Raw genomic sequence first — 25,130 nt, 5'->3', positions numbered from 1 at the left:
GAAATCTCCTCCCTTTTAATAAAGTTTACCAATACTATTTTCTATTTCCTCTAAAATAACATTAGATTTAATAAGCTCTTCACATTTATTAATTTCCTTATACATTATTATATCATCTTCTATCTTTGCTGTTTGTTTTCTTATTAAATCATAAGCTATTTTAGTTCCTTTACCTAATCCCTTGTTACCTCTTAAATCAATAGCTTGAGCTGCAGCAAGTAATTCCATTGCAATAACGTTTCTAGCATTGTCCAAAATAGTTCTTGCTTTTCTAGCAGCTATAGTACCCATTGAAACATGATCTTCCTGATTAGCTGATGATGGTATAGAGTCTACGCTAGCAGGATGAGCTAATACTTTGTTTTCTGAAACTAGTGCAGCGGCTGCGTATTGAACTATCATGAAACCTGAGTTTATTCCACCTTTTTCAACTAAAAATGCTGGAAGTCCACTTAATGCTGGATTTACCATTCTTTCAATTCTTCTTTCAGAAACATTTGCAAGTTCTGCTAAAGCTATTCCTAAAAAGTCAAAGCTTAAAGCCATTGGTTGCCCGTGGAAATTTCCACCAGATATTACTTGATCCTCTTCACCAAATATCAATGGATTGTCAGTAGCAGAGTTAATTTCAATATTAACTTTTTCACCTACATAGTTTATTGCATCTTTACTTGCTCCATGAATTTGTGGTAGACATCTTAAGGAATATGCATCTTGAACTCTTAATTCCCCTTGAACTGTAGTCATATTACTATTTTCAAGTAATTTTAATAAATTCTTAGCTGTATTGATTTGTCCACTATGTGGTCTTACCATATGAACTTTTTCATCATAAGCTGTTACTATACCATTTTGTGATTCTGCTGTTAGTGCTGCTGCAATATCCGCTATCTTTGCTAAGTTCATACCATCATAAAGAGCTAATGCTCCAACAGAAGTCATAACTTGTGTTCCATTTATAAGAGCTAAACCTTCTTTTGAAGTAAGTTCTACAGTAGGTATATTAGCTAACTCCATAGCCTTCTTACCTGACATTCTTTCACCTTTGTAATATGCTTCTCCTTCACCTAATAATACTAAAACCATATGTGCTAAAGGTGCTAAATCTCCACTAGCTCCCAGTGAACCCTTTTCAGGTATTACTGGATGAACGCCCTTATTTAACATTTCTATAAGAGTGTTTAATGTAGAAAGTCTAATTCCTGAAAAACCTTTAGATAGTGCATTTGCCCTTAATAACATTATACCTCTTACTACTTCTTCATCAAGTGGTTCTCCAACTCCACATGAGTGGCTGATTATTAAATTCCTTTGTAAATCTTTTGTTTCATCTTTACTAATAACTACATCACTAAACTTTCCAAAGCCAGTTGTGATGCCATATACAACTCTTCCTTCATCAACATATTTATCAACTACATCTCTTGACTTTTCTACTTTTTCGATTGCTTCTTTTGACATTTCTACAACATAACCTTTTCTTACTACATTGATGAAATCTTCAATATTAAGGCTGTTCCCATCAATTATAACTTTATTCATTTTTTATCTCCTCCTTAATTTTCTATTGATTGCAAATAAAACTATATAGTTTTATCTGTATGTTACACTATTACATTAAAGTGTATAAAAAGACCACAGAATTACCTGTGGTCGTTTTTTTTAATTTATTTGATTTTAATGGAGTGTACAATCTCTTTTTCATAACTCACCCACTCTTTATCAAAATAATTTTATTTTATAAATAAAAGCATAATCAACGATAAGCCAAAATCTACAAAACCTACTATAACAAATGCCTTCCATAACATGCCATATATTTCTTTTCTTTTTTCGGCTTCTTTTTCCTTATTCATACTTTTGACAATCCCAGCATCTTTATGACTATGTTTTATTTCTTCTAATTCATCTTTACTCATTGGCTTTCTCAAATATTTTTTACGAGTTGACCAACCTATTATTTCAAACATTATACCCACAGTCATATAGACAGTTCCTACAACAAAAAAATTATTACTCAATGTTTGAATAAACTTACCTTCTATTCTATTGGTCAACGATAGTATTACTGTTACTATAACACTAATAACAAATAATATAAATACTGGTTTTAAGTCTTTAAATTTAAATTTTTTCACAACTTTCCCTCTTTACTATTTGAAATGGTAGCTTTATTATAGTTTCTTTTTGATCTTTATCTTTCAATTCCTTGATTATCTTTCTTATAGCTACTGCCCCAATATCATAATGTGGTTCCTTAACAGTTGTCAATCTAGGTCTATAGATTGAAGCAATCTTGATATCTCCATAACCAGCTACAGAAATGTCCTCAGGAACCCTTATGTTATTATCATAAAAATAATTCATAAGGCCAATAGCATGTTCATCATGACTACAAAACACAGCTGTAATTCCAAGTTTATCCCTTAATTTAAGGAAATCCCTTCCCATTTCATAACCATCATCAATACTATAACCCTTTGCACTATAAAGTATTTCCTCACATCCATCAACCTCTTCTATCGCTTTTCTATATCCTGCAATTTTAAAATTTTCCAGTGAATATTCATCTTCATTTACTGTTACATAAGCTATTTTTCTATGTCCAAGGTTGATTAAGTAATTTGTCATTTCATAACTTGCTTGATAATCATCAATTGTTACTGTTGGAAAATCCTCTATATAAAAATATCTATTTAAATATACAAAAGGTATTTTTAATTCATCTAATTTATCTATTACTTCTTCATTTACTATTTCAGATAACAATATTATTCCTTCAACTTGTTTTCTTTTTAATAGTTGCATAAATTTTAGTTCGGCTTCTAAATCTCCATAACTACTGCAAAGCAAGATATCATAATTATACATCTTTCCTACTTCTTCTATTCCTCTAACCATTTCTGCTATATAAGAATTTCCAATGTCAGTCACAACTACTCCTATTAAATAAGACCTTTTCGTTACTAAGGTTCTTGCAACTTCATTTGGTTTATATCCTAATTCATTTACAGCATCTAAAACCTTTTTCTTAACCTCATTGCTCACAGGTTTTGAATTGTTAATTACTCTAGAAACAGTAGAAATAGATACACCTGCTAATTTTGCAACATCTTTTATCGTTGCTGACATATTTATCCTCCTCATATAGAGCTTCTACATGTACTATACATTATATCACATTTTCATTTTTTCAAGCAACAAAAAGGTAGAAATTATATAACAGGCAAAAATACACCACATATAGTATTAACTAAATTGTAACAGTTGTAATCAAACTCTTTTTCCTTTATTGGAACAGATAAATATACAACACCTTTTACAATATCAGATTTAACTAATGGTATAACTATTATTGATTGCCAGTTTGGGGTTCCAGAGAGTATGTCTATATCATTAATATTATCCCAATCAATCAAAAACTCTCCTTTTTTATTTTTAATAGCTCTATTTATTATTTTTTGATTATATTTCACATTTTCAATCCAGCCAGATATAAATCTTTGTCTAGAATAATATTCATTTTCCTCATCTATTAATATAAGCATACCATATTCAGCATCGACTATTTCTATTATTCTCCCTAGAAACTCATAAATTTTTTCGTTTTTATTTAGGTCTTTATTATATAAATCTATAATATCCATTATAGCTAGTACATTTCTCTGATCTTGTACAGTATTTCCTGATATAATTCCAGCTAGCCTATCTCCCCTTTTTATATTGTTGGCTATATTTGATTCCCATAATATAACCTCATTTCTTCCCCTTTCTTTAGCACAATAAAGTGCTTGGTCTGCTTTCTCTATTAACTCACTACTAAATTCCCCATGCTTCGGATAAATAGAAATTCCTATACTAATTGTCAAAGGATTATCTATACCCGGGAAATCTAACTTCTGTATAAAACATCTAATTTTTTCAGCAATCTCTATAGCTTCCTTTTCTTTGGTGTTTAGTAAAACAATAATAAACTCTTCTCCCCCATATCTAGCAACAACATCAGTGCATCTAGTATTTTCTATTAAAGTTTGCCCAATTAAAGATAATACTTCGTCTCCTTTTCTATGGCCATAAGTATCATTTACATCTTTAAATTTATCAATATCTATCATGAGTAACGAAAATGTCCCGTTTTTCTTTTTTAAATCTTCTAACAAAATATTAAAAATTATATCAAAGTATTTCCTAGTATAAGTACCTGTCATTTTATCTATAGATGATACTGATTTGAGTCTATAATTATCTATATTTAGAAATGCTAAGTATGATATTGTTTTAATGATCTTAAATCTCTCATAATCAATTCTATTAAATATTCTATCTGTCTCTAAATATATATATCCTATTATTTTGTTTTCTCTTATATAAGCATTTTTTCTTCTTTCCATGAGTTTTGTTTTATTAACACTATCAGGTCTCATAATAGGCATACATATCAATGCTTTTGTATCAATTGGTAACAATTCCTCAAAAACACCATTCTTATGATTTACAAAAGAATTTTTTATAATAACACCATCTTCTCTTTTGTTTACTATATTTATAATACTCTCTTTAATAAAAGAGCAATCTTCAACATTTAATCGAGCTATCGGTTGTAATTTATCATTCTCTTCATCAAAATAGCAAATAATCCCCTTTTGAGCCATGGTTTCTTTAGCAATATATTTTAATATTAAATCTAAATTGTACTCATAATCATCACTAAATTTAGATATAAGATCTGTCATATTATTGATATTTTCTGCATAATTATTTGTCTTACTATTTCTTATAATTCTTATAAAATTTTCATTCCCTATCAAATCTAATAAATTTTTAAAATCAAAATAATTTTCTAAATCACTTTTACCATCTATAACATCTTCTATAAAAACGCAATTGACATCTAAATTAAAGAGATTTTTCAATATCTTATTTATCTGAATCTTTATTCTATCACCTTGATGGCTTTTAACATAAGAGATTTGCAATTCTTCTAAAGGTATTTTTTTTATTAGTCTATACATCATGTCTAATGACTCCAAATAATAGTTTATTGCTTGATAATAATCTTTTCTTGAATAAAACTCATTACCAATTACAATGTTTATATATAAATTAATTTCATATAGATTGACAGTTTTTGATTTTTCTTCTAAATCAAGCAGCAAATTCAAACTTGAACTATCATTTTTTAAGCTAAACTTAAGAAGCTTTTGTAGAAAATCTAAAAACTTTGAATAAGATAAATCTGATAATTCTTCAATTTCTTTTAAAAAATCCTGAACATATTCATATTCACCATTTAAAAATGCTATAAAAGCAAATTCAGTTAATACTTTTTCTCTATCATTTGTAAGGTTACTTTTCCTATAATGATTTCTGATGGCTTCCATAGCCTCTTTGTCCAAATGATTTTCATTTAAATACTTACTTACTATTATCCTGCTTTTAGAAATTAAATAACTGCTAGCTTGAAAATTCTTAGTTATATCTCTTTCTAAAGTATAGTATTTTATAGCTTCTTCCCATTTTCCAAATTTGAAATAAAAATTACCTAAAAAATCATAGTATTGACAAATCAATTCTTTGGAAAGGGAAAAACCTTTCTCATATTCTTCTTTAGTTAAATTATAACAATTAAACGCATGGTCAAACTCTCCAATTTTTAAATAAATTTGTCCTAAATTGATATTTGCTAAAAACAACATTCTTTTATCTTCAATTTCTAGTGCAATATTTCTAGCCTTTTCAATATAATCTTTTGCTTTTTCATAATCATGATTTTCTATATATGTTTCTCCTATATTATTTAAAAAAACTAATTCCATATCTAAGTTATTGTATTTATTACATATTTGAAGTCCTATATCATAATACTCCATAGATTTAACCTTATCACCATAGTATTCATTATAAATATTACCTAGATTGTTTAATGGCTTAGAAGATTCTATATCGTTACCTACCTTTTGATAGCTTTCTATACTCTTTTCATAAAAATCCTTAGCTGATTCCATATCCCCCTTAAAATAAAACAATATTCCCATTTGATTGTATATAGTTCCTAAAAATTCAACCTTATCATGTGCTTTTATTAATTCGAGGGCTTTATTTGACTCATATAAAGCTTTTATTATTTCGTCTTTTGTAGAATACGCTTTTATTAAGAGGGTCTTCGCTTTTAAAATGCCATCTATAAAATTTATCTCTTCTGCTAAAGCCATAGCATCTAAAGCTACTTTTTCAGCCTTATCTATATCATTTCGCCTTAAAAATATCTCACCACTATAATTTTTAGATTTAACAGCATATTTTTTATATCCATATTTTAGAGACTTTTTTAATACTTTATCATATATTTCAAGAGCTTTATCATTATTCCCTATAGTTTGATTTGCCTTTCCAATATTTAATAGCACTTCTATCTTCAATTCACTATTAGCATCATCCATTAAACTATATGCTTTTTCCCACATATAAATTGACTGGGCACTTAGTGCTGGTCCCATTTTTTTTGCTTGTCTTATAAGATAATCTACCACTTTGTTCTTCTGATTTGATAAGGATAACTGATAAATAAGCTCCTCTATATTTCCTCCATTTAAAACATTGTATAATTCCTCTAGTACTATTGCAGCTTGGCTATGAAGTTTTTCTTTTTCTTCATCTTTTAACTCATAATAAACTAACTTCTTAAGTTGCATATTATAAATAGTATAGCTATATCCCCAATCTCCTACTCTTTCATCTAAAAGCCTCATTGATATTAATTTTTCAATTATTTCATTTAATCTATCCATATCAATATCAATCATTTTTAGCAATATACTTTTAGATACAGGGCTATTAAAAATAGATATTATCTTTATTAACTGTAAAAGTTCGTCTTCCAGACGCTTTAACTGATTTCTTAAGGTATCATCTAAATTAGATGGCATGAAAATATCCTTATAACTCATTGTCATTAAATGCCATATCTTATCTTTTATACTTAATTCACCTATTGTATATAATTCCTGTAATAATAATTCAATATATCGTGGATTTCCTAAAGCTTCCTTCAAGAGAACCGTAGAAAATTTTAAAGGTCTAAAATTCATACCTAATATATTCTTGACCATCTCTCCAATTTCTTCAAGATTAAGTTTAGATAATTTTATTTGTTCTACATAATCCTTTGATAACCAATCATCAATTAAATATTTACTTAACTCTTCTTCTAAGAAATCTTTGTTATATGACAATATTAATAACAAACGAGCGTTTTTATTGTTTTGCAACAAATAATTAATAAGTTTTAAAGTATCATCATCTGCATAATTAAAATTATCAATAAGTATATATATTGGTTTTAACTTAGATAAATCTATTATAAAATTAGAAATCCTATCATACATTCGAAGCATTTCTTTTTCCTTGACTAAATTAGCAGATGGTTTTATACCTTCTACATGATTTAGTTCTGGTATTATCTTTACAAGTTCACTACCATATTTTTGCACCAAAAATTTTGGAGCTTTTTTTATTATTTTTTTTAATATATCAGTTATTGATTTAAAACTGGCATTTCTTTTGGAGTTTAATTCAATTTGATATACTTCTCTTCCTCTATATTCTATTATTCTAGCTATTTCATTTAAAAACCTAGTCTTTCCTACTCCAACTTCCCCTTCTACTAGCAATGAAGTGATAGTTTGGCTTTTTTTACTAATACTATTATCAATATGTATTAATTTATCTATTTCTTTTTCTCTTCCTACTATTTTTGTATTAAAATTTAGATACTCTCTTTCCTTTTTATAATCCACTGTATAGTCTAGTGAGAAATATTTATTAATGTCTGAAATTATAGAACTTAATTCTCCATCTCTATTTGAAGCATTCTTCATTGTAAGAGCTTTTACTGTGTCCTCTAAAAAATTAATTTGAGTATTGTTTAAAGAAGATAAAAGTTTTTCATCCTCTAAAAAAAGATATTTCATAGTAATTCCAAGGGAATAAAAATCTGCACGAAAATCAATATTGTTTTTATTTAAAATCACTTCAGGGGCTATAAAATGTCTGTCTATTAAATCATAATCACTACACATAAATTTATCATTTACTGTTGCCAGATCTTTTATTTTTATAATATTGTTATCAAAAATATAAATATCTTTTGGAGTCAAATGCTTGTAGACAAATCCTCTATAATGTAAAAAATCTAATACAGTACAAAGCTGTTGTACTATAGTTACTCTTTGGGTAAGATTAAGATATTCATAAATATCTTTTAATTTAGGTTTGTCCACATACTCTGTAACATAGTAATATTGATTTATATGAGTTATCTCTTGATCTATTGATTTAATAATATTGAATTCTTCACTGGCTAACAAGTATTCATGTTTTATGTTTGAGATGGTAACAAATTCGGATATAAAATAATCGATCTGAGATATATGTTTATTGTGATTAAAAGTTTTTAAAAATAATTTTTTATCTTTATTCCATAAATCAGTGGCTATATACACAATTCCATTAGGATCCTCAGAAATAATCTTATCAATCTTATACCTATTGTCAATAATTTTCATGACATCCTTCCCCTCTTTAAAAACAATATAATTTACATATCTTTAATCATCTTTCATTGCATAATACAATGATTTTAATGCTTCTTTTAGAAATTCCTTATCTTTTTCTTCAAATCCATTCAATTTCTCATCAAGATAAATTCTTCTTTTATCCAATACTTTTTGAACTAATTCATATCCAATAGATTGAACTTCAACCCTAACAACTCTTTTGTCTTTTTCGTCTTTTTTTCTAATTACTAATCCGCTCTTCTCCATTCTATCAATTAAGTCTGTAATGGTACTACAAGCAAGAGCCATTTTTTGACTTAATTCTCCTATAGTTAAATCTCCTTCGCCTATAAGAATCTGCAATGCAGTAAATTGAGGACCTGTAATATTAAAATCATTTAATATCTCTCTTCCTTTTTTTCTAATTATATAGTCAACTTTTCTCACGTACTTTTCTATTTCAACAACATTGTCACAAACCTTTTCGTTCAAAGATATCTCCTCCATAAATAATCTTGTATTCATCATATTATACAATATATTATAAATCAATAGTTGAAATTATACCAAAATATAATATCAAAATATATATTAAAAAAAGCAGATTAAATAATCTGCTTTTATTTAACAAATATCCTAAAGCTGTTAGGAACAACTTCAAATGTTGCCGGCAATTTTCCACCATATTCCCCATCAATGTCAATAGGCGCATCTTCTTCTGTATATACTGTGATTTTTTGAGTTTTAAAATACTCAACATTTGGATGATTAATATGTTCTCCGCTAAAAATGCTTATAAATATGGATACCAAATCCTGTACATCGGATTTTTTAATTATAATACTGTCTAGATACCCATCACTTATATAAGCTTTTGGAGCTAAGTACTTAAAACCACCAATGGAAGAACTATTAGATAATAAAAACAACAAAATATCTTCTTCTTTAGTATATTCTTCACTTTCAAATTTTACTTTTATAGGTCTAAACTTTTGTTTTGGAATCTCTTTCAATCCTTCTAAATAATATGCCATCCTTCCCAATACAGCTTTTATTTCAGGTTGCACTTGATATCCTACATTTGTAAGTAATCCACTTGCTGCAACATTTACAAAGTATTCATCTCTTACCTTTCCTAAATCAACATCTAGTGTATTCCCGTTTTCTATAAGTTCATAAAATTCCTTACTACTTTTAGGTAAATCTAAATAATTTGCAAAGTCATTGACAGTACCTGCTGCTAATATTGCTACAGGTATTTTCCTTCCACCAAGTACAATACCCTTTGCAACCTCATTTACTGTACCATCTCCACCACAGGCAATTATTATATCCCAGTCTTCCTTACAACATTTAATTGTTTCAAACATAGCATCGTTCTTTTTTTTAGTAATAAACTTACTTATTGTATATCCTTCATCAACTAGTATTTTACAAATAGCATCAACTCTTCTTTGTATCAATTGTCTACCTGAAGATGGATTGCATATTATTTTTACTTTCTTCACACGTATCAGCCTTCCTTAATCTATTAATTAATCAACTACTTTTCTACCTATATCAGGGCAATTAGTTATAATTCCTGTAACACCAATATTTCTCATTAGTATCATATCATTTTCCCTATCTACTGTAAATGGATTGACCATTATATCGTTTCTAATACATTCTTTAGTTACTTCCTTGTTAATAGTCACATATAATGGGTGAATAGCATCAGCGCCAATAGTTTTTGCATATTTCCAAGGTGACACCATTCCTGCAATATAGAGAATTCCTGTTTTAATCCTAGGTTCAATCTTTTTTATTCCCAAAAGACTATAATGATTAAATGATGATATAATTACATTGTCTTCTAATCCAAAGGATTTAATTGCATTTACAACATCCATTTCGAGATTTTCATAAAATATTGGTCCATTTTTCAACTCGATATTTAATAATAGATTCTCCATTTTTACTAAATCTAACACTTCTTCTAGTAATGGAATTCTTTCACCTTCAAAATATTTGCTAAACCAGCTACCAGCGTCTAAAGACTTTAACTCTTTCATATCCTTATCCTTTATATATCCACTTCCATTAGTAGTTCTATCAACTTTTTCATCATGGCATACCATTAAATATCCATCTTTACTCTTGTGAACATCAATTTCTATTCCATCTGCTCCCATTTCTACAGCTTTCTTAAAAGATGCAATAGTATTCTCTGGTGCATAATGAGAAGCCCCTCTGTGAGCATAAATTAATGGTTTTACCATTATTATCCCCTCCTAGATAATTTAAACTCATATTATCATTATACACTTTTTCATATAAATAGGGAAAAAAAATAGGGATATATATCCCTATTTATGGTCTATTTCTTTTAATATTTCTTGAAGTCTTTTAGCTTGATATCCACATTCTTCAGCAAAACCTTTAAATGTCAATGCTACATCTTCATTCTCAACTTGTTTAGAATACATTTCATAATCTCTTACCATCTCTTGAGCATCTAATATTTTTTTCTTGACTACTTCTTTAGTATTCATTTCCATGTTTTTCACCTCCAAGAATCCTTTAATAATATACTTCCTAGTAAAAATATTTTTATGTATTTATATTGTAACCTTTATTTAAAGATTTAAATCTTTACTTCTTAGCTGTTTTATCTTACAATAATATCAATATAATAAAATTAGGAGTGTTGCAAATGTACGATTTTCACGTTCACAGTGATTATTCTTTAGATTGCAAATATTCTATGGAAGATATGGTTATCAAAGCTCTTGAAAAAAACATTAGAAGTATTTGTTTCACTGATCATATAGAATTTGAAACTACTGATAAAAAATTGGATATGGCTTTTCATACTGAAGACTATTTTAGAAAATCAAAAAGAGTAAAGTATAAGTACTTAAAAAAAATTGAAATATTAACTGGAGTAGAAATAGGGATTCAACCTCATTTAAGTGATAGGTATAGTAAATTCATAAGTGAAAATCCATTTGACTTCGTTTTAATGTCCCTTCATACTATTAAAGGAAATGATATGTATGGTGATAGATATTTAGTTGATAAAGATCCTTTAGAAGTAACCCTTGAGTATTATGAAGAACTATTAAGTTGTATTGATAATTTTGATGATTTTGATGTTGTTGGACATATCGATGTTATTGATAGATACTTTGAAGATCCATCTATGGTACCAGAGGTAAAAAACTATATAGCCTCAGTTGAAAAAATATTCAAAAAATTAATTTCATCTGGTAAAGGAATTGAGCTTAATACTTCAGGTGTTAGATATGGACTTGATTACTACCATCCTAAGGTAGAATTATTAAAACTGTATAAAGATATGGGAGGAGAAATTATAACCATTGGTTCAGATGCTCATGAACCACAATTTGTTGGATATGAATATAAGCAAGCTGAAAAACTTTTGAAGGAATTAGGTTTTAAATACATTTATATATTTAAAGAGAGAAAAAAAGTCCCTATACAAATAGGCTAAAAATATACTCTATCTACTTCTACCCTTTTATCATGTTTACACCTTAGACATTTAAAAAGGTGAATACATTTATAACTAGGAACTCCATCTACTTTAGAAATTATTTCATCTGGTAGATAGGGACTATAATTATCTAAGTAATTTACAATGGGCCCTTTATCTATCATATTGTTTTGACAAATCGGGCAAATGACCTTGATTTCATACAATCCATTACATAATGGACAAATAAGCTCCATAAAATACCTTCTTTCAATATATTATCTATAATTAGTATTTAACTATTTAAAATAAATATGCAAAAGCCTCTTAGATTAAATCTAAGAGGCTTTTGTATTCCCGCAATGCCGTATTCCGTGCTAATTCAGACCCGCCTCTCACAAGGTGGGTATCCTGTCAATAATTTTTGACTTCCTAGTAAAAGGCATGTCATACATTACTGAACTCAGACTCCCGTCTGCACTATGTCGGTTGAATTATACAGGATAACGAACATCGCAGAAAATAAAACTCTGTGTTTCGTATATTTATTATAACCCGAAATACATTTTTCTTCAAGTATTCATTGTATCTATTTTTTTAAACAGCTAAACATTTTTTTGATGCCAATACATTAATTTCCGATTCATCTAATACTTCTTTGTCTAATAAAGCTGTAGCAATTTGATGTAGGAATTTTTCATTTGTAATTAGTATTTCCTTTGTTTCTTCATATAGTGAATCAATTTGTTTTTTTAGTCTTTCTATGACAAAGCTATTGCTACCTATGTTTTGACCTAATACCACTTCATAATTTACAAGACCTAATTCTTCATCCATTCCATAAATGCCCATCATCTTAATTGCCATGTCCGTAGCTTTTTGTAAGTCACTAGAAGCTCCCGTTGTAATATTTTCTATGCCAAATATTATCTCTTCTGCAGCTCTTCCTCCTAGTGCAATCATTATACTATTTCTTATATCCTTTTTAGTTTGATACATCTTATCAGGTGGAATATTCATACTAAATCCACCCATCCCCTTAGTACTAGGGATTATGCTTACCTTAGTAACCCTATTTTCTTTTGAAACCTTTTTTGCTACTAGTGCATGACCTGCTTCATGATATGCAGTTATTTTTTTGTCTTTATTTAATATGCTACTTCTATCTTTCTTTTCTTCTCCAACTAATACAGTAAAAAATGCTTTATCAATGTGATCCATATTGATATTAATATCATTGTTTCGAGCAGCTATCATTGCCGATTCATTCATTAGATTTTCTAACATAGCACCACTGAAATAGGATGTCTCTTGAGCTAGTTTTTCTAAATTTACATCTTCTGATAGTGGCTTATTTTTGCTGTGAAGTTTTAATATCTTAAATCTAGCATTTAAATCAGGAAGTCCTACTTCTATTTGTCTATCAAATCTACCAGGTCTTAATAGTGCTTCATCTAGTGTATCAACTCTATTAGTTGCAGCAACTACTATAGTACCCTCTCTATCACTAAACCCAGACATCTCAGTAAGTAATGCATTAAGTGTTCTATCTCCTTCATCATTACCACTATTAGAAAGACTTCCTTTTCTCTTTTTGCCTAAAGCATCTATCTCATCAATAAATATTACACTTTTTCCACATTCCTTTGCCTTTTTGAAAAGGGCTCTTATTCTACTAGCCCCTAATCCAGCATATACTTGAATAAAATCCGAACCTGAAACCGAGAAAAATGGAACTTTAGCTTCCCCAGCTAATGCCTTTGCTAAGAGAGTTTTACCTGTTCCAGGAGGCCCATACAGTAAAATTCCTCTAGGAATCCTTGCACCATATTTACTATACTTTTCTGGATTTTCAATGAAATCTACTAACTCTTTCAAGGATTCCTTTGCCTCTTCATTTCCAGCAACATTATCAAAAGTAAACACATCACCGCTTCCATTTCCACTTTCAACATTTGACATTAGAGCCATTTCTTTTTGGGCCTGTTTTGTCATATTGTTATTAACAAAATAACCTATAACCCCTATACCAACTATGAAAAGTAAAAATGTAAGTCCTTGAGCTATAACAGAACTACCATTTGACTCTACAACTTTTACATTATTCATTAAAAGTATTTCCTTAAAATTTTCAGTCCTAGGATTATCTGTTATAAAGTATTCTCCTGTAGCAAATTTTCCTCTAATTCTTGAACCATCATTTAAATCTACTCTTTCTATCTTTCCATCCTTTACATACTCCATAAATTCACTATATGAAATATCATCATATTTCTTCTCACTATTTATATATAGATACAAACTTGAAAGAATAGCGAAAGAAATTACAAGCAATAATAGTATTTTCAATTTCTTAGGCCTTTTCATTTGTTTTTCCTCCTAGTTTACATAATGTATATATTGAATTATAACATCATTTTTATCCGAAGTCTATTTCCTATATTTAGGAGATAATTTATTCACCTTTAAGTATTTCCAATATTTTATCAAGTTTTTCTACTTGTTCTTCATCCAGTAAAGGCCTTATCTGTTCCAGTTTTCCCATTAAATCTTGATACTCATCAGGTTTCATTTCACTTTCCATTTTGTTGTTTAGCTTAATGATTTCAAATATTATTTCATCCTCAGACTTATCTGAATAAGCTTCTGCCATATCCTGTATCTGCTTTAGTTGCTCTTCTGATGGATTTATATCTTTTAAATCTTCAATACTAATATTTAACTTATCCTTATTTTCCACTTAATTACCTCCATTTGTTTTTTATTTTAAATCTATGAGTAAATGTATAAATATATTACTTATAAGTGGAACAATTTAATTTTTAGAACATAAAATAGTATTACTAATTTTTAACTATGGAGGTATGATAATGAACAATATTTTTATTTTATTTATTTTTTTGTATTTTTTAATGAGTAAAAAAGATAATATTAATAAAAATCAACATGTAATCATACATGAATATAAAAGTTTAGATGTTGAAGGAACTTATGAAAAAATTGAACATTTAAGAAAAATTGGACCCTATTTTCCAGAATGGCTTGCTCCAATATTAAACAAATCTATATTGCTTACAGAAAAAATAGTTAAATTCCATGAGCTAACAGAGTTCTTGCAAAGAAATACATCCAAGGAACCAATTACCCCTATGGAACTAGATAACAATAAGCAAAGATTTAATTACATAGTTTCCACTCTAAAGGAAGAAATACCTGAAGAAAAACTAAATGAAATGGGTACTCCAATGAATTTGATATTAAACTATGAAAAGTATAAGTTAATGATGGGATTAATGTCACAAGTATTATCAAATCCTCAAAAGATTAATGATAAAGATCAGTTAACTAAGTTAGCAGAATCTCTTTTTGATGGAAAAAACGAAAAGGAAAAAGAAAAAATGAAAGAAATGCTAAAAATGATAGAAATAATGAAAGTATTAGATTCTTCAAAAAAGAAAGACCCTAAGAAGGATTAATTCTTGGGGTCTTTTAATATGCTAATAAGTTTAGTCATATCCTCAGGTAGTGGAGCTATAAACTCCATATCTTCTTGAGTTCTTGGATGTTTAAATTTAATATAGTTTGCATGAAGAGCTTGCCTTCCAATATATTCACTTGGTTTATTGTAAAGTACGTCTCCAATTATAGGATGACCGATATGATTCAAATGAACTCTTATTTGATGACTCCTACCAGTGTATATTTGAACTTCAAGTAAAGTTGCATTTTTATATCTTTCTTTTACATTGTACTCAGTAATTGCCCTTTTGCCATCATCTGTTACTACTTTTTTAACACTTTTATCTTCTTCCCTTCCTATGGGTAAATCAATAATATCATTGTCATTTTCAACTAAACCATCTACTATTGCAATATATTTTTTAGTTACACTGTTTTCTTGAAATTGGATAGCCAATTGTTGATGACTAAATGAATTTTTAGCTACTATTAAAACTCCTGAAGTATCCATATCTAATCTGTTTACAAATCTTATTTTCTTCTTTATATTTTTTTGTTTATAATAATAACTAATTCCATTAGAAACAGTTCCACTTTGATGGCTTTTTGTAGGATGAACCACCATATTTGGTTTTTTATTGAAAATCAATAAATCATAGTCTTCATATACTATATCTAATGGTATTGGTTCTGGGATTGTATCGTCTATTTCATCTCCCATTACTATAGAAATAATATCCCCAACACTTGCAATAGAAGTATTTTTTACAGGTTTGCCATTTAGAAATATTGCCTTATCTCTTTTCAACTTTCTAAAAAGCCTTGAAGAAATATTGTAGTTAAAAAGCACTTCTTCTACTGTCATCTCGTCTTTTACTTTAAATAATACTACATTTTCGTTTTCTTTTAACAAACTCATTTCAATCCTCCAAATATTTAGTCTTTTATTGTATAATATAAGCAAACGATGATTATTATATCAAAATACATAGTATAAATAAAAGGTCCCTTAGGAGGTTTTTTTCTTGACATTTAATAAAAGTGGAATAATAAATATTATTCCAAATAATAATTTTGATTCTATAAAAACTTGTGAAGTTTTAACTCAGAAACTTGAAAGTAAGGGGTTTACTATCCCTAAAGAATATGATGCCAATGCAGAACTAAATATATGTATTGGCGGAGATGGTGCTTTTTTAAGGGCTGTGCATAATAATTATTTTTCTTCAATTCCCTATGTTGGCATAAATACAGGCCATTTAGGTTTTTTCCAAGAAATACTCCCAGAAAAAATTGATAGTTTTATAGATAACTATATAAATGATGCTTATTTTATAGAAGAAATTTTCCTTGTAGAAGCTAATGTTTGTACAAAAACAGATTGTATAAATCTATTGGGTATTAATGAAATAGTTATAAAAGGTATAGAATCCAAAGTAGTCCATTTAGAAGTATTTATAGATGATAACCATCTAGAAAAGTTTAGTGGAGATGGCCTTATTGTTTCAACTCCAGTTGGAAGCACAGCTTATAACTATTCTAGTGCAGGATGTATTGTATATCCTACACTTAAAACATTGCAATTAACACCATTATCTCCTATAAGCTCAAAAGCATATCGTTCATTATTAAATAGTGCTATAATCCCTGGAGATATGACAATAAAAATCAAACCAGAATATCTCTATGAAAATTCTATATTGATAATAAATGACGGAGTACAAAATAAATATGATGATATAGTTGAGGTTTCCTTTAATATGTCAAAAACAACTATTTTCCGTTTAGTGTTTGATAAAGATATGTATTGGAACAATCTAAAGAGTAAATTCCTATAAACATAAACAAAAGAGGCGGTCCTAGACCTATCATAATATAGAATGTATAATGTACATAGAATAATCAAATAAGGAAATGAGGGATTTATATGATATTGATTAAAAACATTGAAATCTATAGTCCAGAATACCTAAAAACAAAGGATGTTTTGATTAGCAATAGTAAAATATCCTTAATTGAAGATGATATCCACCCCTTTTTTAACAAAATACAAATAATTGATGGCACTGGCAAAATGCTTATTCCTGGATTCATAGATAATCATGTACATATTATTGGAGGAGGAGGAGAAGGTAGTTTTAAAACGAGAGTACCTGAAATCACATTATCTAAATTAGTAGAAGCAGGAATTACAACTGTAGTAGGCCTTTTGGGAACTGACTCTACAACTAGAAGTATAGAAAATCTTATAGCAAAAGCCAAATCTCTTAAAGAAGAAGGAATATCAGTATATGCACTTACTGGAGCTTACGAAATTCCATCGCCAACTTTAACTAATTCAGTTAAGAGTGATATTGTATTTATAGACGAAATAATTGGAGCTAAAATAGCTTTATCAGACCACAGATCTTCTAGTCTAACTCAAGATGAACTAGCAAGATTAGCCTCAGATGTAAGAGTAGCTGGAATGCTTGCTGGAAAAGCAGGTATATTAGTTGCCCATATGGGAAATGGGAAAAAAGGATTGCAGCCAATAAAACAAGTTTTAGCAGAAACAGATATTCCATTTAGGACAATAAGACCCACTCATGTAAATCGTAAAGAAGATCTTTTAATGGAAGCCTTTGAATATGCAAAAGATGGAGGTATAATTGACTTGACTTGTGGAACATATGAAGAATTGTCTCCTGGAAAGGTGATTCAAAGAGCAGAATCCTTGGAGGTACCTCTAGAAAACATTACTATTAGTTCTGATGGCTATGGAAGCTGGTCTAAATATGATTCTCAAGGCAATATCATAGAAATAGGAGCGTCTCAAGTAAGTAGCTTATATGAAGAATTTAAAACAATGGTACTAGACCTAGAATTTGACTTTGAAAAGGCGTTAAAGTTTTTTACAACAAATGCATCAAAAGCACTTAATCTTTATCCTCAAAAGGGAACAATAATAGAAAATTCAGATGCTGATTTACTAGTTATAGATAAAAATCTAGAAATAAAAACCGTAATTGCTAAGGGTAAATTGATGATGCATGAGGGTGTACTGATAGAAAAAGGAACATATGAACAATAAGGCTAAATTTTTTTTAAATACAGGAGGTTAGATTTATGGACAAAAAATCAGTGACAAATGAACTTATTGAAAGATGTTCAAAATATTACAACTCAGATATAAATAACAAGGTATATTCTGATGCTGTAATAAGAAATGGTCTTGTTGATGTTGCATTAAATCATGAAGCTGTTGCAAATATGCATTACCATTTTTCAGAAGAAATAGATGTTGGAAAAGTTACAAATCAAATGAAAACCGGAAGATGTTGGATGTTTGGAGCTTTAAACTGTGTAAGATATAGTATTTCTAATAGTTTACAGATGGATGAAAAAAATTTTGAACTCTCTCAAAATTATATATTCTTCTGGGACAAGCTAGAAAAATCTAATTTATTTCTAGAAAATATAATCAGTACTATTGACAAAGAGCTAGAAGATCATGAAGTAATTGGACTACTTAATTCTCCTATACATGAAGGAGGAAGATGGGGACTGTTTACAAAAATAATTGAAAAGTATGGAGTAGTTCCTAAATATGCAATGCCAGATTCTAAAGCTTCAGAAGATTCAAAAACACTTAATCAAATATTAAATGAAAAGATGAGACAATATGCTAAAGTATTGAGAGAAATGTATAGACAAAACAATACAATTGATTCCATTCGAGATAAAAAAGAAAATATGCTAATAGATATATATAATATATTATGTCATTTTCTTGGAGAACCACCAAAAACTTTTGATTTTGAGTATAGAGACCTTAATGGAGTTTTCCATAGAGATAGAGATATTACACCTTTAGATTTTTATAATAAATATTCAAAAGTAAAACCAAAAGACTATATAATATTAGTAAACTATCCAACAGATGATAAACCTTTTGGAAAAACCTATTCTCTAAAATATCATGGAAATGTAGTTGACGATGAACCAATTAAATATTTAAATGTTGATATAAATACTTTAAAGGAATTGGCTATATCTCAAATTAAAGGGGGAGAACAGGTTTCTTTTGGTTGTGATGTAGGAAAGATGTCTCATAGGGAATTTGGAATTATGGATATGAATTTGTTTAATTATGAAACTGTTTTAAATACTAAATTTACTATGAATAAAAAAGAAAGACTCATGTACAAAGCTAGTGGTTCAGCCCATGTAATGACTTTTACCGGGGTAAACCTTGTAGATGGTAAACCTAATAGATGGAAGGTTCAAAACAGTTGGGGAGAATCTGCCGGAAATAATGGTTTTTATATAATGAGTGATGAATGGTTTGATGAATATGTCTTAAGAGTAGCTATAAATAAAAAATATGTACCTGAAGAAATAATAAAAGCTTATGAACAAGAACCAATAATGTTAAGTCCTTGGAACACATTGGGTCCAGTATTTTAGATAAAAAAGGCTTCCATCGAAAGATTCAGGAAGCCTTTTTTTAACCTATATGATAACACTCTTGTGTATTATTTTATTGAAATTTTTCCTTTCATACCAACAGGTATTTCTATGTTTATATTTTTACCTTCACCAATCTTAATCTTTACTACTCCGCCTTTTATAGTAGAAGCTTGAGTTGATTTTACTTCTTGTGCTGGTACTTCTTTTTCAACAAATCCTTCGATCATATCTCCTGTTACAGGCGTTAAAGCTAATACATCTTTAGCTAATTTCTTTCCTACAACTTCCCCTCTTGTAAGTACACTATCATTTAAATCTATAAGAAGAGAATCTACAAGTTTTTCAAAATGCATTGGATTTTCTAAATCCTCAGGGTTTATAATATCTCCTGCTTTTTTATTGAATTTTAAAACAGCTTTTTCATCTGAATCTGTAACTTCAACATCTGTAGCTCCTTCGATAGCTTTTGCTCCTTCTACAATATCAGGAGTAATTGGTGTTAAGGAGTCAATAGTCTTTGTAATCTTTGCTCCAATAACTTCTCCAACCTTTAAACAATTATCTGGAATATTCATAAGTCCTGAATCTACTAGATCTGGAAATATTGCTGGATCTTCTAAATTTTCTGGTGTAATTACTGTACCTTCTTCAGTTCTACAACAAACAGCAGCTACTTCATTTTTTACTGATTCTGCATATTCTGCACTCATAGACATATATAAAACCTCCCTTCAACTACTTGTTTTCTTCCATAGGTAATCTTCTTGTCAATGGATAGTCTAATGTTCTAAATACATGGTCTGTATGATGGTATACAGGTAGTCCCATCTTAGGTGCACAACACATTACTGTATTTGAACAGTCACTACAGTTTGAAATAAGAACTCTCTTAGCTCCACTTCTCTTTAGCTTGATAATTCCTTCAGCTTGTCCCGGACAATCTCCTGGAGTCTTACATTTATTTGCACCTTTTACATCTATAACATTTTTACACTTTGTAACTCCAACAACTTCTGCACCCATCTTAGCTGCAACATCTCTTAGTCTTTCTTCATTTGCACCACAGGCACAAACTAATAGACCTATTGGGCCTTCATATTTAGGGAAAGGTATAGTAACTATTGCCCCTCCTGAAGTCTTAGTAACATAAGAACTATCTAAATCTTGTGCCTTGCCTGTATATGGTCCTCCAATGATTACTTCTCCATATTCCCCATCTATTCCTCCACATTCTTCAATTAATTCCTTAATAGGAGTTCCAATAGGTACTTGGAATAAAATATGAGGCTCATTTCCACCTTTTATTTTTCCAATAATAGTCATGTCTTTGTCTATAACAGGTTTTCTATCTTCAACAGCTCTTGTTATATTTGAAAGAGTTTCAGCATTTATAACTACACATTTAGCTTCTAGTGGTAATTGTGTTGGTTCAAGCCAAATACCAAGTATAGCATGAATAAGTGCTCTCTCTTCTCCCATTGGATAGATATCTTTTAATTCTTTGATTTCAATATCCTTATTGCCATCTAAATATTTGTTAATAGCTTCAATAGCTTTTTTATGTTTAGCTTTTATTCCTATATACGCTTTTGGAGCATTAGTAACCTTCATTGCATATTCTATACCCCTTATTACAACACCAGGGTCTTCTTCTAGTAATTTAATATTGTGATGCAATGCTGGCTCACATTCAACACAGTTTGCTATTATATAACCATCTGGTATATCAGCTTTCAACTTAATATGAGTTGGAAAACCAGCTCCACCAGCTCCAACTATCCCAGCTTCATAAATAGTATCAAGTATTGAATCACATTCCTTTATTTTAACATAATCCTTGTTTTGAACATCATCTGCAAGTACTACTATCTCAGTATCATTAACAGTTTCTACTTTACCAGAAATACTTGAAAATATTTTAGCACCTAGTCCTGAAGGCTCTGCAATACATTGTCCTCTCTTCACTTCGTCTCCAGCCTTAACTATTGGATTACATGGTGCTCCTATATGTTGTTTTAACATAAATGACATTCTTTTCAAGGCCTTCACCTCCCATAAAATTAATGTAACATCTATTAAGTATGTTGCAAATATCATACCACAATATATATAATAATCTATAAATAATTAATTTGCAAATAATATAGTCAAAACCGCTAATAATACTGATTTACATCCTTTTTAAACTAGATTTTATAAAAGGTAAAATTAGTCAATTAAAAAAACAAGAGTCTGAAAATAGACATTAATTTTTTAATTGACCATTATTAATTGATTTATTTTTCACATATCAATTGAATAATGTATACTTACAATGCCATTAAATTAACAATCTATGTGTGTCGTTTTTTAGTCTCCGTGTCTATTTTTAAACTATCCTTTCTCATGATAGGACTAAATAACTGATAAAAAAACATTTCATCCATATAAAAGACGAAATGTTTTTTATTTAATTATTGATATAATATTTGTTTTATATATATATGTCAATACATTTTTATAGACAATAATCTAACAATTCTTTTTCTTTCAAAACTTCAACAAGAGTGTCTCCTATTGTGGCACATGTATCAGCTACTTCTATTCCACATTTCTTCATCATTCTTATTTTTTCATCTGCTGTTCCCTTGCCTCCTGAAATAATTGCTCCAGCATGGCCCATACGCTTACCTTTTGGTGCTGTGGCACCAGCTATAAATCCTACTACAGGTTTTGACATGTTTTCTTTGATCCATAGCGCTGCTTCTTCCTCTGCAGTACCTCCTATTTCACCAATCATAATAACTGCATTGGTATCTTCATCTTCATTGAATGCCTTTAAAACATCTATAAAATTCGTTCCATTTATGGGATCTCCACCAATACCAACAGCTGCAGACTGTCCAATTCCCTTTTGGCTTAATTGATAAACAGCTTCATAAGTCAAGGTTCCAGAACGTGATACTATCCCTACATGACCTCTTTTGTGAATATATCCAGGCATTATTCCAATTTTACATTCCTCTGGTATAACTATTCCCGGACAATTAGGCCCTATTAAACGAGTTTTCTTTCCTTCCATATATCTCTTAACTTTTACCATATCCTGCACTGGTATATGTTCAGTAATACAAACAACCATATCCAACTTAGCATCAACTGCTTCAATTATTGCATCTGGAGCCCAAGGAGCAGGAACATAAATAACAGAAACGCTTGCATTAGTTTCTTCTACAGCTTCTTTAACCGTATTAAACACTGGAACTCCTTGTACTTTTGTTCCACCCTTACCTGGAGTAACACCACCTACTATTTTTGTTCCATAATCCAACATTTCCTTTGTATGAAAACTAGCAGTTGAACCAGTTATCCCCTGTACAATTACCAATGTATCCTTATTAACCCATATACTCATAAAAATTCCCTCCTCACTTTACTAATTCAACAATTTTCTTAGCACCTTCACCCATTGAATTTGCAGTAACAATATTTAATCCTGAATTGTTAAGTATTTCTATTCCTTCATCAACATTAGTACCTTCCAATCTAACTACAATAGGCACTTTGACCTTTATATCCTTGCAAGCTTCAACAATCCCATTTGCAATTACATCACATTTGATAATTCCTCCAAAGATATTAACAAATATTCCATTTACGCGTTTATCTGAAAGAATAATCTTAAACGCCGCTTTAACATTTTCCTCTGTGGCACCACCACCAACATCTAGGAAATTTGCTGGTTCTCCACCATAATATTTTATAATATCCATTGTTGACATTGCTAAACCTGCGCCATTTACCAGACAACCAATATTGCCATCTAGTGATACATAAGAAAGATCATATTTTGAAGCTTCAATTTCTTTTTCATCTTCCTCTTCTAAATCTCTATAATCTAATATATCTTTATTACGATACAACCCATTGGAATCAAAATTCATTTTCGCATCTAATGCCATTACTCTTCCATCTTCAGTAACTACTAGAGGATTAATTTCTGCAATAGTACAATCTTTATCTACAAAACAACGATACAAATTTAGTAACAACTCTACAAATTGCTGCATAAGCTCTTTAGAAATATTAATATTAAAACCAATGCGACGTGCTTGAAAAGGAGTCAATCCAATAACAGGATCTATTATTTCTTTGTATATCTTATCTGGCATCTCTTTAGCTACATTTTCAATCTCGGTTCCTCCCTCTTCAGATGCAATTAAAACAATCCTAGATGTGCCTCTATCCAAAGTAAGTCCTATATAATATTCTTTTTTTATATCGCAGCCTTCTTCGATCAATAGTCGTGTTACCTCTTTGCCTTCAGGTCCTGTTTGGTGAGTAACTAGTTTTTTCCCTAATAGTTCATTTGCATGAAGCATTACATCATCAATACTCTTTGCTATTTTTACTCCTCCAGCTTTTCCTCTACCACCTGCATGAATCTGTGCTTTTACAACTGCTACATCGCTTTCTATTCTCCATGCCGCCTTAAAAGCTTCTTCAGGAGTAAATATTACTTGCCCCCTTGGAACCTGTATCCCATATTCATTTAATATTTCCTTTGCTTGGTATTCATGAATATTCATATTAATCCTCCATTCCTTTTAATTTTCACACAAAAAAACCTTTCTAAAGGCAGAAAGGCATAATTAACAAGTAGATAACTCTACTAATTTAATAACACCTCCTCATCCTCGTGAGTAATAAACAGCATTGCTACTATTGGCAGGTCTCCTGACTTAAGAATAACGAATCTTTCACCTTCCCATGCTCATGCACAGTGGTTTTGATAAGCTTCTATCTATTACAGTGGCGGGACCGTGTCGGAATTTCACCAAACTTCCCTTTTAAGTATTTTTATTACACCAATAGCCTCTTATTTAATTTTGTATCAAAAAATATAAAAAACCGTTAAATTTTTAACGGCAGAAAAATACACAAATATATAAACTTTATATATAAACACAAAGTCCTACAACATATTGTTACTATTTTTCCCACCGAAAAATGCAAACTGTTTATAAGCAGGTCTCCGGGCTTAGTATATGTTTATCGCCTTCCCAGAAAAATCCAGTGGCATATTGATAAACACTCTTCAATCATAATGAAGAAATACTTACCGTAGCGGGGGCTGCGTGGGCTTTTCACCCAACTTCCCTATTAATTATATAAATAAACTTATAAACATAACGGTATTTAATTTT

The 25,130-nt window shown here is 29.6% G+C and carries 21 protein-coding genes, 1 other RNA gene and 2 riboswitches; of the genes, 5 read left to right on the top strand and 17 right to left on the bottom strand.

Annotation, left to right across the window (positions count from 1 at the left end; genetic code table 11):
- Positions 1 to 15 precede the first annotated feature (15 nt).
- The 8 genes from hutH to BQ9840_RS12270 form a co-directional block, all read right to left on the bottom strand.
- Positions 16 to 1,542: a histidine ammonia-lyase gene (gene hutH / locus BQ9840_RS12305; protein ID WP_077370049.1), complete on the bottom strand. Its 1,527-nt coding sequence runs from the start codon at positions 1,540 to 1,542 to the stop codon at positions 16 to 18.
- A 191-nt stretch (positions 1,543 to 1,733) separates the two neighbouring features.
- Positions 1,734 to 2,138, bottom strand: a complete 405-nt coding sequence (locus BQ9840_RS12300; RefSeq protein WP_077370048.1) for a hypothetical protein — start codon at positions 2,136 to 2,138, stop codon at positions 1,734 to 1,736.
- The gene (locus BQ9840_RS12295; protein ID WP_077370047.1) at positions 2,125 to 3,132 is read right to left on the bottom strand and encodes a LacI family DNA-binding transcriptional regulator; all 1,008 of its coding nucleotides are present in this window, start codon (positions 3,130 to 3,132) and stop codon (positions 2,125 to 2,127) included. The genes BQ9840_RS12300 and BQ9840_RS12295 overlap by 14 nt, the downstream gene beginning before the upstream one ends.
- An 83-nt stretch (positions 3,133 to 3,215) precedes the next feature.
- The gene (locus tag BQ9840_RS12290; RefSeq protein ID WP_077370046.1) at positions 3,216 to 8,564 is read right to left on the bottom strand and encodes a diguanylate cyclase; all 5,349 of its coding nucleotides are present in this window, start codon (positions 8,562 to 8,564) and stop codon (positions 3,216 to 3,218) included.
- Between the two features lie 42 nt (positions 8,565 to 8,606).
- Positions 8,607 to 9,047 (bottom strand): MarR family winged helix-turn-helix transcriptional regulator, encoded by a 441-nt coding sequence (locus BQ9840_RS12285; protein ID WP_234978658.1) that lies wholly within the window; start codon positions 9,045 to 9,047, stop codon positions 8,607 to 8,609.
- A gap of 128 nt (positions 9,048 to 9,175) precedes the next feature.
- The gene (locus tag BQ9840_RS12280; RefSeq protein WP_077370044.1) at positions 9,176 to 10,063 is read right to left on the bottom strand and encodes a diacylglycerol/lipid kinase family protein; all 888 of its coding nucleotides are present in this window, start codon (positions 10,061 to 10,063) and stop codon (positions 9,176 to 9,178) included.
- A gap of 27 nt (positions 10,064 to 10,090) precedes the next feature.
- On the bottom strand, positions 10,091 to 10,816 hold the full coding sequence (locus tag BQ9840_RS12275; RefSeq protein ID WP_077370043.1) for a glycerophosphodiester phosphodiesterase: 726 nt from the start codon (positions 10,814 to 10,816) through the stop codon (positions 10,091 to 10,093).
- 87 nt (positions 10,817 to 10,903) lie between these two features.
- A complete protein-coding gene (locus tag BQ9840_RS12270; protein ID WP_077370042.1) occupies positions 10,904 to 11,095 on the bottom strand; it encodes a hypothetical protein in 192 nt (63 codons plus the stop codon).
- A gap of 155 nt (positions 11,096 to 11,250) precedes the next feature.
- Here BQ9840_RS12270 and BQ9840_RS12265 point away from each other — a divergent pair, with 155 nt between their 5' ends.
- A complete protein-coding gene (locus BQ9840_RS12265; RefSeq protein ID WP_077370041.1) occupies positions 11,251 to 12,051 on the top strand; it encodes a histidinol-phosphatase HisJ family protein in 801 nt (266 codons plus the stop codon).
- Here BQ9840_RS12265 and BQ9840_RS12260 read toward each other — a convergent pair.
- From BQ9840_RS12260 to BQ9840_RS12245, 4 genes are all read right to left on the bottom strand, one after another.
- Positions 12,048 to 12,290: a hypothetical protein gene (locus BQ9840_RS12260; protein ID WP_077370040.1), complete on the bottom strand. Its 243-nt coding sequence runs from the start codon at positions 12,288 to 12,290 to the stop codon at positions 12,048 to 12,050. The two genes, BQ9840_RS12265 and BQ9840_RS12260, sit on opposite strands and share 4 nt — an antisense overlap.
- 93 nt (positions 12,291 to 12,383) lie before the next feature.
- A non-coding RNA gene (gene ssrS, locus BQ9840_RS12255) (6S RNA) lies at positions 12,384 to 12,558 on the bottom strand.
- A 72-nt stretch (positions 12,559 to 12,630) separates the two neighbouring features.
- Positions 12,631 to 14,400, bottom strand: a complete 1,770-nt coding sequence (locus BQ9840_RS12250; protein ID WP_077370039.1) for an ATP-dependent metallopeptidase FtsH/Yme1/Tma family protein — start codon at positions 14,398 to 14,400, stop codon at positions 12,631 to 12,633.
- An 88-nt stretch (positions 14,401 to 14,488) separates the two neighbouring features.
- Positions 14,489 to 14,773, bottom strand: coding sequence for a hypothetical protein (locus BQ9840_RS12245; protein WP_077370038.1), 285 nt, complete (start codon positions 14,771 to 14,773; stop codon positions 14,489 to 14,491).
- 130 nt (positions 14,774 to 14,903) lie between these two features.
- Between BQ9840_RS12245 and BQ9840_RS12240 the strand changes: the two genes are divergently transcribed.
- The gene (locus BQ9840_RS12240) at positions 14,904 to 15,509 is read left to right on the top strand and encodes a hypothetical protein (RefSeq protein ID WP_077370037.1); all 606 of its coding nucleotides are present in this window, start codon (positions 14,904 to 14,906) and stop codon (positions 15,507 to 15,509) included.
- Here the strand turns inward: BQ9840_RS12240 and BQ9840_RS12235 are convergent.
- Positions 15,506 to 16,411: an RluA family pseudouridine synthase gene (locus BQ9840_RS12235; protein ID WP_077370036.1), complete on the bottom strand. Its 906-nt coding sequence runs from the start codon at positions 16,409 to 16,411 to the stop codon at positions 15,506 to 15,508. The genes BQ9840_RS12240 and BQ9840_RS12235 overlap by 4 nt on opposite strands.
- Positions 16,412 to 16,517: 106 nt before the next feature.
- Here BQ9840_RS12235 and BQ9840_RS12230 point away from each other — a divergent pair, with 106 nt between their 5' ends.
- The 3 genes from BQ9840_RS12230 to BQ9840_RS12220 all read left to right on the top strand — a co-directional run bounded on the left by BQ9840_RS12230 (position 16,518) and on the right by BQ9840_RS12220 (position 19,941).
- On the top strand, positions 16,518 to 17,330 hold the full coding sequence (locus BQ9840_RS12230; RefSeq protein WP_077370035.1) for an NAD(+)/NADH kinase: 813 nt from the start codon (positions 16,518 to 16,520) through the stop codon (positions 17,328 to 17,330).
- 89 nt (positions 17,331 to 17,419) lie between these two features.
- Complete coding sequence (iadA, locus tag BQ9840_RS12225; protein ID WP_077370034.1) at positions 17,420 to 18,565, top strand: beta-aspartyl-peptidase; 1,146 nt, start codon at positions 17,420 to 17,422, stop codon at positions 18,563 to 18,565.
- Positions 18,566 to 18,600: 35 nt separating this feature from the next.
- Entirely contained in the window at positions 18,601 to 19,941 is a 1,341-nt protein-coding gene (locus BQ9840_RS12220) for an aminopeptidase C (protein ID WP_077370033.1), read from the top strand.
- Between the two features lie 68 nt (positions 19,942 to 20,009).
- On the opposite strand, the gene BQ9840_RS12215 is transcribed toward BQ9840_RS12220, so the two are convergent.
- From BQ9840_RS12215 to sucC, 4 genes are all read right to left on the bottom strand, one after another.
- Positions 20,010 to 20,660, bottom strand: a complete 651-nt coding sequence (locus BQ9840_RS12215) for a proline reductase (protein WP_077370032.1) — start codon at positions 20,658 to 20,660, stop codon at positions 20,010 to 20,012.
- A 19-nt stretch (positions 20,661 to 20,679) separates the two neighbouring features.
- The gene (gene prdC / locus BQ9840_RS12210) at positions 20,680 to 22,041 is read right to left on the bottom strand and encodes a proline reductase-associated electron transfer protein PrdC (protein WP_369800212.1); all 1,362 of its coding nucleotides are present in this window, start codon (positions 22,039 to 22,041) and stop codon (positions 20,680 to 20,682) included.
- Between the two features lie 400 nt (positions 22,042 to 22,441).
- On the bottom strand, positions 22,442 to 23,338 hold the full coding sequence (gene sucD / locus BQ9840_RS12205) for a succinate--CoA ligase subunit alpha (protein ID WP_077370031.1): 897 nt from the start codon (positions 23,336 to 23,338) through the stop codon (positions 22,442 to 22,444).
- 13 nt (positions 23,339 to 23,351) lie between these two features.
- Positions 23,352 to 24,512, bottom strand: coding sequence for an ADP-forming succinate--CoA ligase subunit beta (sucC, locus tag BQ9840_RS12200; RefSeq protein ID WP_077370030.1), 1,161 nt, complete (start codon positions 24,510 to 24,512; stop codon positions 23,352 to 23,354).
- 120 nt (positions 24,513 to 24,632) lie between these two features.
- A riboswitch (cobalamin riboswitch) is annotated at positions 24,633 to 24,811 on the bottom strand.
- 120 nt (positions 24,812 to 24,931) lie between these two features.
- Positions 24,932 to 25,123, bottom strand: a riboswitch (cobalamin riboswitch).
- Between the last annotated feature and the right edge of the window lie 7 nt (positions 25,124 to 25,130).

The sequence above is a fragment of the Anaerosalibacter sp. Marseille-P3206 genome, assembly GCF_900155565.1.
In the GTDB taxonomy this organism is placed as follows: domain Bacteria; phylum Bacillota; class Clostridia; order Tissierellales; family Sporanaerobacteraceae; genus FUHM01.
Note: the sequence above shows the minus strand (reverse complement) of the source record. Positions and strands in the feature narration are given on the sequence as shown.